The organism is Psychrobacillus faecigallinarum (genome assembly GCF_014836595.1).
Classification (GTDB): domain Bacteria; phylum Bacillota; class Bacilli; order Bacillales_A; family Planococcaceae; genus Psychrobacillus; species Psychrobacillus faecigallinarum.
In genome coordinates this window covers 66434-83922 of record NZ_JACSQO010000011.1, presented here as the reverse complement: position 1 = coordinate 83922, position 17489 = coordinate 66434, and the positions used below count along the sequence as shown (strand labels likewise).

Here is a 17489-nt window from a genome sequence, read left to right as displayed (position 1 = left end):
ATAAATATGAAAAGGCTACCTTTAACTATAGCAAGTCCTAGCTAATTGCTTAAACCACCAGCATCAAAGTATTGCCACATAATGCGAAGCAGTGGCATGGTTGGAATTAGTTTAAAGTAACTAAGCAGACGGTTTAGTAGTGCGATAATGCATTTCTAAACCGTCTGTTTTATATTTATCCTATTTTTAATCAGATAAGAATGGGGATAAGTAAGTATTGTAGAAATTAAACCGAAAAAGAATAGGTGGTTTTACGTCATTGCTAAGCTTAATACCTTCTTTTATCTGTTTAACTTAGTGTTAATATTCCACTACATACGGAAATCTTCTGTTTATTAATCTGTATATTTTCCCCTTTTAGTGTATATTTAGGATAAATAAAATAAATAAGTACGCAGCATTGCATGCGTTATTTGAAGGGGATGTACTATGAGAAGGATAATTTTATCAACAGAGAGTGGAGCGGATTTACCGAAGGACCTGGTTGAAAAACATCAAATTCAAGTGGTACCGATGCACGTCATTATGGATGGGAAGGATTATTTAGATGGTGAGTTACCTGTAGAAGATGTCTTCGATTATCATAGTCGCACAAAAAAAATTCCATCTACAACAGCAACGAATACACATGAGTATCATGAATTGTTTACGAAAATCAGAACAAATTTTCCTGAGAGCATCATTATTCACATTGGATATACATCAAAAGCATCTGCTTCCTTTCAAAGTGCTTTAATTGCAGCGGAGGATTTTGAAAATCTTTTCCTAATTGATACGCTAAACGTGACAGGAGGATTAGCTGCAGTTGTGCTGTATGCTGCCAATTTAATGGAGGAAGAACCTTCCATTGATCATAATCAGCTAATAGAAAAAATAGAATCTATCGTTCCTAAAACAAAGCTGGCTTTCATACCAGGCAGTTTGGACTTTCTAAAATCGGGTGGGCGCGTAAGTAACATGGCTTACATTGGAGGGTCATTATTAAAAATAAAGCCCTGCATTGAGCTAAAAGAAGGCAAGCTTGTTTCAACGAGAAAATATCGTGGGAAAATGAGCATCGTAGCGGAAAAGCTCATGCAAGATTACTTAAACCAATATGATATTGATAGAAAACAGCTGTATTTGATCTATTCTATCGGACTTGATGAAAGTATTAAGAGGCAAGTGGATGAAATCGCAAAGGAAACAGGCTTCGAAAATGTAACATGGATGCAAGCTGGTGCAATGATTTCTACCCATGCTGGACCTGGAGGCTTTGGGATTGCAGGGGTAGAAAATTAGAAAAAGTTCTGAAAAAACATCAATGAGTTATAAAGTTACTTATAAGTACTGGTCGCGTTGTGTGTCTAAGCGAATCAAGCACTTTCTTTAAAACTCACCAACATCTCCTATTTACCATATACACTAAACATATTGTGAAGTGGTCGCTAAGTTAAAATTAGGATAAGAAAAACGAATTCCAATGATGGATTTCGTTTTTTTATTTGGCTGTTTCCTAAACTTCCAATTACCATTTTATGGTATAATTAATTAGGAAGTAGAATCTTGAAAACGTGTCAGGTTACTTAAAGAGGGGAATACGACTAGGATCATTTTATTTGTTGTATAAGTATAATTATTTAATTAGTAGTTTAGGATATTAGATGTTTTTACATATGATAATAGACAAGGAGATGATTCAAATGAAAAATTTAGGATTTGTCAAAATTACTGTCCTCCTCTTAGTCGTATTGACTCTTTCTGCTTGCAGTATGCAAGAAGAAAATAGTAAAGACATTGAAGAGCCAGATGATAGCATTGTCGATAATGAAAACGAAAGTAACGAAAACGATTTAGACTTTGTTACAATCGAAAAAATTGAAAAATACGAGGGAATGGAAATTTCCGACTGGATCGATGAACAGACCGTTGTCCTTGCAAAAGAAAACCAAGAACTTGGAAAAATGAGTCTCTTAGAGAATGCAGAGTTCTACCCTAGAAGTATATATGAGTACAAATTGGACACAAAAGAGTTTAAAACGATAAAAGCCCAAAAAGACATGTTCCTTGGTGGGGCAATTTTGTCTCCAGATAAAAAACATCTATTGTATTATGAATACTCTATTGGGGATGTAGCCTATTATCTGATGAGTTTGGAGGACGTGGGGCAATCTTCTGTGACGGAGGACATTATTGGTAGCGCCTATACAGCTGGGTGGACTGACGAGCAAAATGTAATCGGTGCTTCCTATGCAGGAGGGGCATATATGGCTGACACGAGAGGTAATCTAACTCAAATTGCCGAGCTTCAGGAGGAACAATTGTTCACAGTTCATAAAATGAAGGAAAAAATCTATTATATAACTACAGACAGTCCAACCTTTCAGGTATATATGCTGGATCTGGTGACCAAAGAAAAAAAGAATCTGCAAGTGGAAAATGCGGATGGAATCACACTCTCGCCTGATGGAAAGCAAATGCTAGTTACTCAAGCAACAGAGACTAAGAAAAGTCTAAAAATTGCTGATGCCGATGGAAATATACAAAGTACTATTACTGAAGGTTCTGATGTGACTGGCGCTTCCTGGTCTCCCAATCAGCAAATGGTTGCATATCAATTAGATTCTGTTATCAACGATGTAGACAGTAGTGGACTATACCTGTACGATGTATCAACCGGTAAATCCATACAAATTGCTCCAAATGTCAGAAATGCGAAAATCAAATGGAGCCCTTCAGGTAAAAAAATTTCCGTTACAGAACTGGATGAAAGAAACTATAACAGCAGCATTATATATATAAAATAGTGCGAGGTATTTACTTTTTACTTAAAGAAGACAGTTAGCTAACTGTCTTTTTTTGTGTTTAATAAAAGTTTTAAGAATTAATGGAAGCGTTGTGAAATTAAAAGTTATTGTAATATTACAAAATTTAAGTTATGTTTTAAAATACTCATAAAAATTTAGAAGAATGTATTGGTTGTTCAATTTAGTGTGAACATCTCAATGAAGTAAAACTAAATCATAGAGAACGAGAGACACACTTTCTTTTAAAACTATAAATTAGTATCAGAAAGAGGTATAAAATAATGACACTTCAACAGTTAAAATATGTAATTGAAGTTGCAAGAAGTCGTTCTATTAGTAAGGCTGCACAAAATTTATTCATTAGCCAGCCAAGTCTTTCAAATGCACTAAAGGAGTTAGAAAATGAAATAGGGATTATCATTTTCCAAAGAACTAATAAAGGAATTATTATGACACCTGAAGGCGCAGAGTTTTTAGGTTATGCTCGACAAGTGGTTGAACAAGCAAATCTTCTGGAAAATCGCTATTCCAATATTCAATCTTCCCAGCAACACTTTTCTGTATCAGCTCAGCACTATGCTTTTGCGGTAAGTGCATTTGTCCGTCTGCTAGAGGAATACAATCGAGATGAATACGAATTTACATTAAGAGAAACCAAAACCTATGAAATTATTGAAGATGTAAAAAATCTACATAGTGAAATTGGTATTTTATATGTAAATGATTTTAATAAAAAAGTGATTTATAAATTCCTGAGAGAAGGTAATCTCATCTTTCAAGAGCTGTTTGAAGCAAAGCCTCACGTATTTATTAGCTCTAGAAATCCGCTAGCAAAGCAGGAATTTGTAACTTTATCAGATTTAATTCCTTATCCTTATCTTTCCTTTGAACAAGGAGATTATAATTCTTTTTATTTTTCTGAGGAGATTTTAAGTACTTTTTCTAGGCCAAAGAATATACGAGTTAGTGATCGAGCGACACTCTTTAATTTATTGATTGGACTTAATGGTTATACAATATCAACTGGTGTGATAAGTCATGAACTAAATAGTAATAACATCGTTTCAGTTCCTTTACTTGTAGATGAACGGATTACAGTTGGATATATTACACATAAAAATGTAAAAAACAGTCCTTTAGCGACTATATATATTGAATATTTAAAAGAAACAATTGCTGAAGAACAAGTTCAGCTATAGTTTAAAACTATAGCTAGAGATACTTAATAAGTGTTACATGCTACCAATTGTATAGTGCTAAAATTTCCTTACATACACATTGCTTTGCTTTTTTAATAGCCTATCCTTTTATTTTCTATCAAACTGTTGCGAGACAAATAGAAATGATAGCTAATTATCTACCTTAAACTACGTGTATATAGGAGGTACCATGAGAACAGTAAACCCGATTGAAATAGTTAATCAGAGTAAATTGAAAGTCTTTCATTACGTGCTTATTCTTTGTTTATTTTTTATCATGATGTTCGACGGCTATGATGTGGTCATTTATGGTGCAACCATTCCAATGTTAAAAGCGGAGTGGGGAATCTCTGATTTAGTAGCGGGGGCGATAAGTAGTTATACGACAATCGGTACAGCAGTTGGCGCTGTTTTATTCGGTCTGTATTCAGATCGTTTTGGAAGAAAGCGTATTATTATTTTAACGACCTTCTTATTCAGCTTTTTTACATTATTATCTGGATTTGCAACGTCACCGATTTTATTTATTGTTTTTCGTATTATTGCAGGTTTAGGATTTGGTGGTGTTATGCCAAACATAGCAGCTTTAATATCAGAATACGCTCCGTCCAAACACCGTGCTGCAATTATTTCAATCATATTTTGCGGTTACTCCGTTGGTGCAATTCTAGCCTCGTTTAGCGGTCAGGTATTGCTCGAAAGATTCGGTTGGCAACCGGTATACTGGATAGCCGGCTTACCACTGCTTGTGTTGCCTTTTGCTATACGTATCATTCCAGAATCTATTAATTCTTTAATTAAACAAAAGGATACAAAACGTCTTGTCAAAGTCCTTCAAAAAATAAACCCAATGATCTCTAAAGATGTTCAATTTAAATATGTCCATCAAGAACAGCAACAAAAGTCATCGGTTCGTGATCTTTTTAAAAACAAACTTGGATTAAGCACGATGATGTTCTGGCTGTCTTGCTTCTGTACATTTATCCTCATGTATTCACTAAATACATGGCTTCCAACTTTAATGATGAATGCAGGCTATAATCTGAAATCTAGTCTGTTCTTTGTTGCAGTACTTCAAATTGGTGCCATAACTGGTACAATGATTTTCGGTAACATTATTCAACTACTTGGTTTCAAACGTGTCCTTATTCCACTTTACTTAGTAGGGGCTATCTCATTAATACTGATTGGCTACTCAAAAAATATTTATATAGCTTATGGGTTAATTGCCATTATAGGTGCTGCATCAGTCGGTTTACAAAACATGTCTAATGCATATGTAGCTCAATATTATTCTGTCGATATTCGAGCAGCTGCTCTAGGAAGTACAATGGCTTTTGGACGTATCGGTTCGATTGTTGCTCCAACTTATATGGGAATTTTATTAACTTTTAATCTGCAGCCACAGTTTAACTTTTTTGCAATTGGTATTGCTGCAATCTTTGGCGCAATAGCTATGAGTTTCATTCGTGAAGACCATGCAGACTATGCAGTAGAGAAGCAATTAGTTTCTAATGAAATAGCCTTTAAAAAAGAATCTTTATCATAACAGAATACAAGGAATTCATCATATTTTGGTGAAGACTTACTTAGAAATCAGGAGTGTTGAATGAACAACACCCCTGATTTTTTTATTGTAAAATTATTGATATTTTATACTATCTATCGACTTAACCAACTCCTAATATGAATTCATTTATTTTTCCAAAATTACAAAAAAATTCTTCGGTTTATATGGTTTAATAAAGATAGAGAAGTAAATAGGGAGGGGTTTAGCAATGGGGAAAGAATTCTTTAAAAGACTTGAAAAATACATAACGAAAAATAAAAAATACTTAAATAAAGGTGCATCTAAAAAAGAACTCCTAAAATTAGAGCTGGAAACTGGCTACCCATTACCTGAATCCTTTAAAGCTACGTATTCTGTTCATAATGGTGAAAAAAAGTTAGGATTAATGTTTGGATTAACCTGGTATTCCATCGAAGAAATTTTATCGGCATGGAAGGGGTACAACAACTATTATGAAGAGTCCGTTACCGATGTCATTTCATTCGAAAAGAATAAAATCCAAGAGGCATACTACCATCCAGGATGGATTCCTATAGCATACGATTATGGAGGAAACTATCTTGCGATGGACTTTGCACCTGGGGAGAATGGGAAAGCTGGACAAATTATAAATTTTGGGCGGGATGAAAGACAAATGTTTGTCATAAGTGAAAGCTTTGATGCGCTCCTCGAGCTACTAATACAACAATTTGAGAACGGAAATTGTTCTCTAATTACGGAGGAAGACGGTAATCCATACGTTATATGGGGAGATTATGGTCACTTTTTTGATAATCTCATTGAACTTCAAAAGACTCCTTGTGCAGGAGAGGATGTACCTCTGGAGCTGGATGAAAGCTGGACAAACTTTCTTACCCAAATGTTAGGAAAAACGCCTAGTAAGATTCATGAGTTACAAAACATAATAACCCTTAGGTTATTTCCATCTAATATAACTAACTTAAAACCACTTGCTTACTTTCAAAACGTCCGCGAATTAATCGCAAGTGGATTAGAGATCACAGACTTCACACCAATTGCTGAGATGCAAGACTTAAAAAAACTCTATTTGGCCAAAACATCTTTGCAGCATTTAGAGTTTTTAAAGCCACTTAAAGATTTAAAGCAATTATCTATTGGAAACACCAAAGTAAGAGACATATCTGTATTGAAAGAGCTGCCTTTACTTCAAGAGCTGTCACTTGAAAATTTAGTAATAGATGATTTGTCTCCTTTGGCATCCTGTAAGAAGTTAAGTCACTTAAATCTTTCAGGTATTCAAACAGCTGATCTTCATGGTATTAAAGATATTTTCAGCTTGCGTGAGCTTGATATTACGGGGATTAAAATGAGTAATCTGGATGTTCTAAAAGGGATGATGAATCTACAGGATATTAGATTCGAGGAAGTGGAGAATTATTCAGCTCTCCAGGAACTGGATAACCTTCAATCACTTACTTGTCCGTTCAATGCTTTTATTGCAACAAAAGATCTTTTCGATAAAAAAATGAACTATACCATTATGGGAGAGATTAACGACGAACAAGATGAAATTTACACTAATTATGTGATGGAAGGATAAGCTAAGAACACAACTAACAAAATTGCTGCCCTCTTTTTCATCACCTTCCAAATGAGTATAGGCATTTAGAGATACATTGAAGAATAAATTGATATTAAGTAATTAGTTAGAAGTAAGGGGTACAAGTGAAGAAATAAAGAAATGTGGGTTATAATAGCAATGCTATACAGCTGGATGATTTCCAGAACGGATAAAAAAACAGTAAATGAAGGTGACAGATGAACATCTATTTAAAACCAATAATAAATCCTGATGAATGCTATAGGGAAGCTGAGCAAAAGGCAGCCCAATATTTTAATAAACTTACTGTACAGGCCACAGAAAAAAGCTATATTCCGGTGTTAACGGACGATATTAAAACATGGAAATCTGATCACGTTCATCATCCCATGTTATCCCTTTTTACGCTTGGAAAAGGAAAGGACGATTCTAAGAACTTTAACCATTATATACAGTACTTAAATTATAGAGGGAAGCTAGATAGCTACTTAAACAGGAGCATCTCCTATATTTTTCTCCGTGATTTAGGAAAGTCCCTTGATTCTCCAAATACGCAGACCAGAATTCATAGTGTAGTGAGTAGCTTAAAGGATCAGCTTACCAATTCTAAGCCAGATGGCGAGGAAGCTGAAGCATTTAGTATGGTTGGACTGTATCGGATGGCAAAGAAGGATGGTGTGGAATTAACTTATATTTGGCTATTAAACAAGCTAAAGCAAGTGTCCAATCATATACCAAAGGGAATGGATGCAGAGCACGCCCAACGAAAACTTATAAAAATAATTGCTGGGGTTATTATGCAAGAGAATGAGGAAATGGACAGTGATATATCATCTGATGAGCGTGCTGCAAGGCTCGATAAAGCTATCAGACTGGGATATTCCTATGGATTGACCTATCCATTTATTGACGATTTGCTTGATGCCACGATTTTGTCGGACGAAGAAGAAAAGCAATATGCAAATTTAATCAGGACAACGCTTACTACAGGCAAAGTACCAAAATTGGGAGAATGGCTTGGAGAAAACGAGGAATTAATCACTTATGTACATCAGGAGCTTGGTGAGGCTTTTCAGTATATTGAGCAAAATCAGCATCCTGAAAGAAGGAACAAATTTTTTGAGCAAGCATATGTGTTTTTCCATTCACAGGAAGTAGATCGTGAAAAGAATTTAATGAACTCTCATTATACGAATGAAGAACTATATATACCTGTTATTTTAAAAGCATCCTCATCTAGGCTTATCGTCCGTTCAGTCCTTAGTGCCTCTGACGATAAGGAGATGGATAACCGTACTTTTTACTACGGTATTTATAATCAGCTGTCAGATGATTTTGCAGATATGTTCGAAGATATGAAAGATGGAGCGGTAACTCCCTATACATATTATTTAAAGTATCACGGGACTCGACCAGACCTGATTAACCCCTTTGAATTGTATTGGACTGTCATTAGCAACTTAATCCATAATATTTATGGTTCTGACGAGAAAACACGAGAAGTAATATTGGACAGAGCCATAAATGGACTCAAGCGATTGAAAAAGCGTGTAGGTACAAACAAATACAAAGAAATTATGAGTCTATTTAGATTCGGAAATCCAAGATTCAATAAACTTCTACAAGAAATGGTTCGAAAAGCAGCTGACGTGGACTTTTTTGATAAATTACTGCGTGATCACATGATTACCGTATTAAAGAATGAAAGTAAGGAGAGAGAGGATTTCTCAAATACGATTAAAACAGTGCGAAACGAAATAAACCAAATATTAGCCATTCCTCTCACGGAGAGTTCTTCCTTCGGAAGAGATTCTATAGCCGAGGCAGCAAATTATAGCTTGGAAGGGGATGGCAAAAGGCTGAGACCGATTGTTACATGGTTTATGAGTGTAAAGGTGTACGAGTTAGATGAAACTGCAATAATGCCACTTTTGAAATCATTAGAATACCTTCATACGGCTTCTCTTCTATTTGATGATTTACCTGCTCAAGATAATGCAGCGATGCGACGTGGACGTCCAACTCTACATGAAGTTTATAACGTAGCGATATCCGAATTAACCGGTCTTTTTCTCACTCAAAAAGCAATTTGGGAGCAGACTAAACTAAATCAATTTGATTCAAAAACGGTACTTCAGATGATTCAATATTCTTCCCAAACAATAGCCGATATGTGTAAAGGGCAAGCTATGGATCTGGAATCTAAAGGAAAACCACTTAGTCGAGATCAGTTAAACACCTTATGCTTTTATAAAACAGGGATAGGATTTGAAGCAGCTCTTGTAATGCCAGCTCTCCTTGCCAACGCAAAGGAAGAGGAAATAATTGCTTTAAAAAGGTTTGCTCGTTTTGCTGGCATCGCCTTTCAGATTAAGGACGACTTACTCGACGTAGAGGGAGATGCAATGCTACTCGGTAAAGACCTTGGAAAAGACGCGGAAAACAATAACTCTACATTTGTTTCTATCCTGGGTCAGGAAGCTGCCACAATCGAAATGTGGGAAAATTACTGTCTAGCAATGGATGCACTTCAGCACGTGTCCAAAGATACAACCTTTCTAAAACATTTTTTAAACTACCTTATAAATCGAGAACAATAAGATTTGTCCCCATGTTAGCAGCCAAAAAGTTAATGATTGATTTGTATAGAAAAATGAGCTTGGAGATGCTACTCCAAGCTCATTTTTTGTCTTTTTATTAAAGTATATATGCGTCCGTTAGTTACAATAAAGTTATCCGGCTCCTAAAATACTTGACGCAAATCAATCTGACCTTCTCCGTGACCTTGCGGGTCCGGCATCCGCAGCGCCCACTCAATGGCTTCTTCTCTTGACTTCACATCAATGAGAATGAACCCGGCAATCAAATCATTCGATTCAGTAAATGGACCATTGGAAACTACCGGTTTTTCGCCTGATTTCGGGTACGAAATGCGAACCCCATTTGAACTTGGATGTAGTCCTTTAGAATAAACTCGTATGCCTGCCTTAACTAGTTCTTCATTGTACTTCGTCATGGCTTCCATAAGATCATTGCTCGGCAGCTCTCCAGCTTCAGAATTCTTCGAGGCTTTAACAATCATCATAAATAGCATAAAAACTTCCTCCTTCTTTTTTAGAGACATATCCCCTAATTGATCACTTTATAAGACAACAAGCCGGTATTTTCTCGACATATTAATGAAAAATAGGGAACTTTAGTGTCAGGAACTTCATAGGAATTATAAAAAGGTATTGCATAAATAGCACTTTACGTCTTAACCACGAAAATTTTTTATTTGTTGATTGTAGTGGCAGGCGGCGACTCCGGCGGGATGAGTGAGACAGATAAGACAACACAACGGCGCGTAAGCGACGGTGATGGCTTATCGCTCACCCCCGCGGAACGCGTCCGCCTAGAGCGGAAATCAAGTCCATATCTATAATAATTACAAGGCTTCCAGTAGTGTCGGTCTCTGTATTATTGAAAGTAACAGAACTTCGTCTTTGGCATAATAAGTTTTATTGATTTCTTCATAATTCTTCTCCTTTGTATCGATTGACTTCCATATAGATTCAATAACCTTGTTAAACAATCCTCCTACTTTAAGCGAAAGTTATTTCCTTTCTAATTTTATTTAATGATAGATTCAAGAATAAATTCATAATCTCTCGAATAAAGTCTCTATAAAGAGATAACAGACAAGGGGTAGTGAACATGAAAATATTCATAATCTATCTATTAAGTGCTATATATTTCTTCCTGTCATTTTCAATGGATCATATTCGCTCCATTGGTTTTTACTTAATCGTTTCTGTGGCATTGTTCTTTTGGGGAACTTGGGAATGGAAGCGGCGAAGTGAAGAAATTATAGCAGAGAATAGAAGAAACACAGAAGAGGTTTTAGAAGAGATTCCACATACTCAAATGTTACTGTCTCCCAATAATTTAAATGCTTTACTGATCAATGAAGTTACTAATATTCTTTATATCGCTCGTCGGGAAGAGCTAGGAAGTGACTTTGAGATAAAAGATATTCCTTTCAATAAAATATTAGAAGCTGCTTTATTAGAGGATGGAGAAACTATCTCGATGTTTCCTAAAGAGGGTATACTTAGCAGCCGCATAAAATCCGGGGATGAAAAGGAAACAGATGAGGAAGAAGATGAAGAAGATGACGAGGAAGAGTTTGAATTTAGTCTTTGCTTTAAAATCGTTTCCGATGATTTAACAGAGCCTATCCATTCTTTTACCTATTTGGAAGATTATAAAGAGGATTATAAGGAATCTGAACAATACGAAGAGGCGATGGGAGCCTGTAACCAATGGTTTCAAAAGTTAAGCATTATCATTAGACGTTATCAGTATGATCGAGTAATGGTGAATCGATGGAGTTAACGAAATTTATTGATTTTACTTTTAACTATTTCTTCTAATTATTGTCTAGCTTAAGTGTCTTTTCCTAAGGTCAATTGGAAAAATCGGTGGTGGATGGGGGGAGAGCTGTCTTACCCTTCTTATGTTTCAGTTAGATCTCAAAGGGAAGAAAAGAAGTAGATGACAATTTGTTAGGAGGAATACAATTGAGTAAAACAATTTTTATTACTGGAGCTGGAAGTGGCCTTGGAAGAGGTACAGCCATAGGACTAGCAAAAAAGGGACATCGCTTGATTGCAACTACCGAAACAACTTCTCAAAAGACAGATTTATTGCGAGAAGCAAGAGATCTAGATTTAGATATGGAAATTTTCAAGTTAGATATAACCAATGCAAGAGATCGTGCTCAAATGGAAGAGTACGACTTTGATATATTTGTAGCTAATGCCGCTATTAATGAGGGTGGACCTCTTGCCGAGGTGCCAATGGATCGATTCCGTGCATTATTTGAAGTAAACGTTTTTGCAACCTTAGAAACAGCACAGATTGCAGCACGCAAGCTTGTGAAAAAAGGAAATGGTAAAATTGTATTCCTTAGCTCGGTAGCAGGACTTTCAGCAACTCCTTATGTAGGGCCTTATACAGCTACTAAGCATACAGTTGAAGCAATTGCAAAAACGATGCAGAAGGAACTCGAACAGTTTGGCGTACAGGTAGCAACGATCAATCCTGGACCATATAATACAGGGTTTAATGATCGAAGTGCTGAAGAAAAATGGAAATGGTTTAATGAAGAAAAGCATTTCACGAAAAAGGAAGATATGAAAGAGCAAGAGGAATCCTTGAAGAATCAATATGACCCACAAGACATGATTGAAAAAATGATTGAAGTCATCCCGGCAGACAATCATAAATACCGTACTGCGTGGCCGAAAGAGATTGAAGAGAAAATTAAAAAAGACGAAAAAGAACGTTGGGAACTAGAAGTATAGTACAAAGAGGAGAGCATTGCGAGCTAGCAATGCTCTTTTTATGTTTTATACTTTATTCTCTTCTCGATAGTTCGTGTTTCTTTATAATTATAGGAATTATGAAACTAATTCAAGAAAGTATTTAAAACATTTGTTAGCAATAATCGGTCAGTTATCCCGGATAATCGGTAGGCTCCCGTATTTAAATCACTAAATAAGAGGAAAATCCAACGGCTAACTCGAATACTAATAGTAGTAAAACGGGCGGTGAATCTGTTGGATAATCGATTTGTGATGTTTTCATTGGCACATTGGGGTGCAATAGCTGTACTTATTACCTTCATACTTCTTCTATTCATTACGAGGACACGCTGGACCGAATCAGAAAAGAATATTCTGAGCATGGAGCGTTTATTTGGCTTGTCTTTATTAGTGATTGATATTTTATATCATGTATGGCTTGTTCAATCGGACAGGTGGGAGTTAAGTAATTCATTGCCATTGGAATTATGCAGTATTAGCCTTCTATTGACGATTGTTTTGTTATGGACTGGTAATCGTCTGGTTTATCAGTTTGTTTTTTATGCAGGCATAGGTGGTGCTCTACAGGCCATGCTAACTCCAGTTTTGGATATGGATTTTCCACACTTTAGATACTTTCATTTTTTTTATACACATGCAGGGATTATATTAACTGCATTATATTTTACTTGGGTGAAAGGATACCGACCAACGTTTAAAGGTGTTCTCACAACATTGCTTGCTTTAAATATTTTGCTGCCTTTTATCTTTTGGATCAACTACCTTTTTGAAGGGAATTATATGTTTTTACAAAGAAAGCCTTCTGGTGGAAGCTTGTTAGACTTTTTAGGACCATATCCTTGGTACATTCTATCATTAGAGATTGTTGCATTTTTAATATTCATATTTTTATGGTTTCTTTTTAAGAAAAAGTAAATTAAACTTATATCTTGTAATGATGAAATTTTCATCCAGGTGAAAATATTAGATGGGCAAAATTTTTACCTATCTAATTGCATATAAGAAAGGACGTTTTTAACGGTGAAAAAAATTCTATTAAATAAGATGTCTATGCTCCTAATTGCTCTTATAGGGGTCTTAGTACTTTTAAGTGCCTGTAATGAAGAGAATAAAGATGAGGAAACAAAAGAGGCTACTTCAGATAAGCTAGCTTACATAGTAGATTTCGAACTTTCCACTAAAAGTTTAATCATTGATGAAGTAGAATGGATTGAGGAAGCGGATAAAGAACGCATCAAGGAACTGGGGCTAGATGTTGAAAAGGATTTGCCTACGGGATTTATGATTTATGATGAAACTCAGAAGGCCGAAAGCATTAAGCTAGCTGAAAACGCTGAGTTCTTTTTGGTTAACCATGAGGATATCGCCAAGCCTAAGCAAGTAGAAGAAAAGGAATTCATATCTTATTTAGCAGTTGGAAAAGGACCATATGATTTAACCATAGAAGATGGGCAAGTAGTAAAGGTCTCTGAAAAATATACTCCGTAACAAGCAAAACACTTGATAACTATAAATTAGTTATCAAGTGTTTTTTATGAATACATTTTGGAAAGGACACAACTCTATGGAAAAGTTAATCCATCTCCTTTACAAAATCCTTCACTTCCTCGCTCATTTTTTCAGACTGAGACCAATGTAAATAATGATGACCTTCTAAAGGAATTAGCTTGCTTACATTGCTATTCTCTAATTGCTCTTCATAAAAGGTAATATTGGATTTCCCTTCCTTGTTTGCTTGGTTATCATTTGTCGTAAATATCATGACAGGTAAATCAGTAGGGAAGTTAAGCTCCTTTGTGAATTCCATGTTTCTTTGAATATAGTTAGTTTCATTGATTACATTTTGGTTGTAGCCATTCCATGATGATAATAGTTTGGTCATTTTCAAGTTTTCTTTAGAATACGTTCCATCCTCTGCTATAGGCAAAAAATCCTCTGGGGCAATATACATTGCCAATCGAGCAATTCCACTAGGAGCAATAATGCTTAAAGCTTTTGGCATCGTTGGGGCAGCTTCATCAAAATATTCAAGTGCCTGAGGCAAGGTTGGATCAATACCGATTATTGCTTTTATTTCTTCTGGATACAAGTTGGCATAATACATGCTGTATACTCCTGAAATGGAATGTGGCATTAATATGTATGGTTGTTCAATGTTTAACTTCAATAGAGCAGCCCTTGTTTCCTCTACGATGTTTTCTACGGTGCGTTCACTATCTGTTCGATCACTCCAGCCATAGCCAAATGGTTCTACTACAACTACTCTATTGTCCTTTGATAGCTCATTCACTAATGGTTCAAAGTCAAGGGCAGGGGCAGTTGTTCCTAAACCACTCCATAAAACAACCGTGTTGTCGCCATCCCCTTTTTCATAAACATGCATTTCTTTACCATTAACCTCTACTAATTTGCCAATTGCTTCGTACTTGTTCTTTTCATACACAGTCATTAACTGATGAATAGCAAACCAAATACATACAAGACCTACTATCCCTATAATAATATTTTTGAAAATCTTCCAAATTCTATGTTTCATTGATTTCATCCTTTTTAATAATTTCTCTTTAATGAATATTACGAATATATTTTCTTAAAGTTCCATAAGTGGCTATAAAACCACTGTTATAAAACAAAAATATTATTCTAGGTAAATGATATAACAGATTTATATTGACAGTTTAAAAAGTACTTGTTATATTTTGTGTAACCGGTTACACATATAAGGGAAAGGGGAAAACAGATGGCAAACATAAGAGATGTAGCAAAAGAAGCTGGTGTTTCGGTTGCTTCTGTATCCCGATATCTAAACAAAAAAGGGTATATCAGCGAAGATACAAAGCTCAAAATAAGAAAAGCGATAGATAAGTTAGAATATATACCAAACCAAGTAGCGAGATCCTTAACAACAAAGCAGACGAACTTCATAGGGTTGATTGTTCCTGATATTACTAACCCATTTTTTCCGGAGCTTGCTCGAGCAGTTGAAGATATCGCATTATCTTATGGATATACAGTAGTTTTATGTAATTCCGATGAAAAATCTGAAAAAGAGATACATTATATTGATACTTTAAAGCAAAAATATGTAGCAGGATTTATAGTAACGACGAATCAGTTACGTGCAAGTCATTATGAAGATTTAAATGTACCACTGGTGGCGTTAGACCGGATGATTCATGAATCCATTCCAACAGTTTCCTCCAATAACGTAGATGGAGCATGCATGGGAACAAATCATTTGTTGGATTCAGGCTGTGAAAAGATTGTGTTTATGAGAGGACCTAAAGGGTTGGGACCAGCTGATGATCGGCTGGCTGGATTTTTAAAGGCTGTCGAAGGAAAGAATGTACAAACACATATTGTTGAGAGTCCATTCCATTTTGGGGAATCTGAGAAGATCGCAAAGAAATTTTTAACAGAAATTGAAGGTGTAGACGGTATATTTGCAAGTACGGATGTATCGGCCGCCGGGGCTTTGAAGGCTGCACATTCATTGGGTATTAGTGTTCCTGACCAGCTACAAATTATGGGGTTCGATGGTATTTCACTTGGAGGAATGCTGACACCTGGACTGACCACTGTAGCCCAAGACATTTATAAAATGGGTGCTTTGGCAACCCGTATACTCATTAAAATTATTGAAGAAATTGAATTAGACGAAAGAGTTATTCAAGTACCCGTTGAGCTAGTGGAACGGGGAACGACGAGGAGTGTACATCGATGATTACAGTTATAGGTAGTATGAATATGGATATAGTTGTGCAAACAGACAACTTCCCTGTCCAAGGAGAAACAGTTTTAGGTCAGCTATTTACTACTGTGCCAGGTGGAAAAGGGTCTAACCAAGCAGTAGCAGCAGCTCGTTTAGGCAGCAAAGTACAAATGCTTGCCAGTGTTGGGATTGACAGCTTTGGGAACGAATTATTGGCTGACCTTAAAGCAAATGGAGTGAATACGGATTCTGTCATACAAACAGAGGAGGCTGCAACTGGAATCGCTAATATCTTACTGTCGGAAGGTGACAATAGAATTATTGTCGTTCCAGGTGCAAACTATTCATTAACCGTGGAAAGTATAAAAAATATGAAAGAAACTATTCAACAAAGTACGTTTGTTATCATGCAGCTAGAGATTCCGATTCCAGTTGTAAAGTACACATTGGAGTTATGCTTAGAGCTAAATGTCCCAGTATTACTAAACCCAGCTCCAGCAAGCGGTTTTCAGCTGGAATTTATGGATTATATTGCTTACCTGACACCAAATGAAACAGAATGCGAGTTAATTTTTGGTGAAAATATGGAAGCGACTTTGGAAAAATATCCAAACAAGCTAATTGTTACACTCGGCAGTGATGGTGCTAGATATTTTGACGGAAATAAGCATATTGTCGTTCCTGGATTTAAAACAAATGCGATAGACACTACAGGTGCAGGAGACACGTTTAACGGGGCACTCGTTCATGCACTTGGGCAAGGGCTAAGTTTAGAGCAAGCGGTTCGTTTTGCAAATGCATCTGCCTCCTTGTCAGTAGAAAAATTTGGAGCTCAGGGCGGCATGCCAAGTCACGAGGAAGTAGTCAATAGATTAGAAGGAGCTTGTAAATGAAAAAACAAGGCATTTTAAATCGAGAGCTGGCTGGCATTTTTGCCAAGCTAGGTCACACAGATCAAATTACAATAGGTGATTGTGGCTTGCCTATTCCTGATGGAGTTAAATGCATTGATTTATCATACATTGTCGGCAAACCATCATTCGATGAAATATTAGAAGTTGTTTTAGAAGATTTAGTAGTTGAAAGAGCTTATATTGCTGCTGAAATGAAAACAGCCAATGCTGAAATGAATTATGTAGTCAGAAAATCAATTGAACAAATTACGGAAGTATCACATGAAGAATTTAAAACAATGACTAGTCATTCTAAAGTCATTATACGTACTGGGGAAGCTACTCCTTATGCAAATGTAATCTTGCAAGCTGGTGTCATATTTTAAAGGTGGTGGAAGC

General features: G+C 36.0%; 16 protein-coding genes. 13 read left to right on the top strand and 3 right to left on the bottom strand.

Annotated elements, in window-relative coordinates; translation table 11 throughout:
• Window positions 1-429 precede the first annotated feature (429 nt).
• The 6 genes from H9650_RS17540 to H9650_RS17515 all read left to right on the top strand — a co-directional run bounded on the left by H9650_RS17540 (window position 430) and on the right by H9650_RS17515 (window position 9716).
• On the top strand, window positions 430-1281 hold the full coding sequence (locus H9650_RS17540; RefSeq protein ID WP_191697784.1) for a DegV family protein: 852 nt from the start codon (window positions 430-432) through the stop codon (window positions 1279-1281).
• 401 nt (window positions 1282-1682) lie between these two features.
• Window positions 1683-2786 carry a TolB family protein gene (locus tag H9650_RS17535; protein ID WP_154309977.1) on the top strand — a complete coding sequence of 368 codons (1104 nt, stop codon included), beginning with the start codon at window positions 1683-1685 and terminating at the stop codon, window positions 2784-2786.
• 281 nt (window positions 2787-3067) lie between these two features.
• Window positions 3068-3985 (top strand): LysR family transcriptional regulator, encoded by a 918-nt coding sequence (locus H9650_RS17530; protein WP_154309978.1) that lies wholly within the window; start codon window positions 3068-3070, stop codon window positions 3983-3985.
• A 190-nt stretch (window positions 3986-4175) separates the two neighbouring features.
• The gene (locus H9650_RS17525; RefSeq protein WP_144541324.1) at window positions 4176-5534 is read left to right on the top strand and encodes an MFS transporter; all 1359 of its coding nucleotides are present in this window, start codon (window positions 4176-4178) and stop codon (window positions 5532-5534) included.
• A gap of 229 nt (window positions 5535-5763) precedes the next feature.
• Window positions 5764-7116, top strand: a complete 1353-nt coding sequence (locus H9650_RS17520) for an SMI1/KNR4 family protein (RefSeq protein ID WP_191697783.1) — start codon at window positions 5764-5766, stop codon at window positions 7114-7116.
• A gap of 218 nt (window positions 7117-7334) precedes the next feature.
• Window positions 7335-9716 (top strand): polyprenyl synthetase family protein, encoded by a 2382-nt coding sequence (locus H9650_RS17515; RefSeq protein WP_191697782.1) that lies wholly within the window; start codon window positions 7335-7337, stop codon window positions 9714-9716.
• Window positions 9717-9859: 143 nt separating this feature from the next.
• On the opposite strand, the gene H9650_RS17510 is transcribed toward H9650_RS17515, so the two are convergent.
• Window positions 9860-10210 (bottom strand): YciI family protein, encoded by a 351-nt coding sequence (locus H9650_RS17510; RefSeq protein WP_191697780.1) that lies wholly within the window; start codon window positions 10208-10210, stop codon window positions 9860-9862.
• A 333-nt stretch (window positions 10211-10543) separates the two neighbouring features.
• Window positions 10544-10690, bottom strand: coding sequence for a hypothetical protein (locus tag H9650_RS17505; RefSeq protein ID WP_154309982.1), 147 nt, complete (start codon window positions 10688-10690; stop codon window positions 10544-10546).
• Between the two features lie 122 nt (window positions 10691-10812).
• On the opposite strand from H9650_RS17505, the gene H9650_RS17500 reads away from it, so the two are divergent.
• The 4 genes from H9650_RS17500 (at window position 10813) to H9650_RS17485 (ending at window position 13973) form a co-directional block, all read left to right on the top strand.
• Window positions 10813-11493, top strand: a complete 681-nt coding sequence (locus tag H9650_RS17500) for a hypothetical protein (protein ID WP_151112786.1) — start codon at window positions 10813-10815, stop codon at window positions 11491-11493.
• A gap of 185 nt (window positions 11494-11678) precedes the next feature.
• Window positions 11679-12464, top strand: a complete 786-nt coding sequence (locus H9650_RS17495; RefSeq protein WP_151112788.1) for an SDR family oxidoreductase — start codon at window positions 11679-11681, stop codon at window positions 12462-12464.
• A gap of 255 nt (window positions 12465-12719) precedes the next feature.
• Complete coding sequence (locus tag H9650_RS17490; RefSeq protein ID WP_225216154.1) at window positions 12720-13400, top strand: YwaF family protein; 681 nt, start codon at window positions 12720-12722, stop codon at window positions 13398-13400.
• 105 nt (window positions 13401-13505) lie between these two features.
• Window positions 13506-13973 (top strand): hypothetical protein, encoded by a 468-nt coding sequence (locus H9650_RS17485; RefSeq protein WP_151112790.1) that lies wholly within the window; start codon window positions 13506-13508, stop codon window positions 13971-13973.
• Window positions 13974-14058: 85 nt separating this feature from the next.
• On the opposite strand, the gene H9650_RS17480 is transcribed toward H9650_RS17485, so the two are convergent.
• A complete protein-coding gene (locus H9650_RS17480) occupies window positions 14059-15021 on the bottom strand; it encodes an alpha/beta fold hydrolase (RefSeq protein WP_225216153.1) in 963 nt (320 codons plus the stop codon).
• 204 nt (window positions 15022-15225) lie between these two features.
• On the opposite strand from H9650_RS17480, the gene H9650_RS17475 reads away from it, so the two are divergent.
• Genes H9650_RS17475 through rbsD form a run of 3 tightly spaced genes read left to right on the top strand, consistent with a single transcriptional unit; the run spans window position 15226 to window position 17476 of the window.
• Window positions 15226-16209, top strand: coding sequence for a LacI family DNA-binding transcriptional regulator (locus H9650_RS17475; RefSeq protein ID WP_151112792.1), 984 nt, complete (start codon window positions 15226-15228; stop codon window positions 16207-16209).
• Complete coding sequence (gene rbsK, locus H9650_RS17470) at window positions 16206-17090, top strand: ribokinase (RefSeq protein WP_154309984.1); 885 nt, start codon at window positions 16206-16208, stop codon at window positions 17088-17090. Before H9650_RS17475 ends, rbsK begins: the two co-directional genes overlap by 4 nt.
• Window positions 17087-17476 (top strand): D-ribose pyranase, encoded by a 390-nt coding sequence (gene rbsD / locus H9650_RS17465; RefSeq protein ID WP_144541305.1) that lies wholly within the window; start codon window positions 17087-17089, stop codon window positions 17474-17476. The genes rbsK and rbsD overlap by 4 nt, the downstream gene beginning before the upstream one ends.
• Window positions 17477-17489 lie beyond the last annotated feature (13 nt).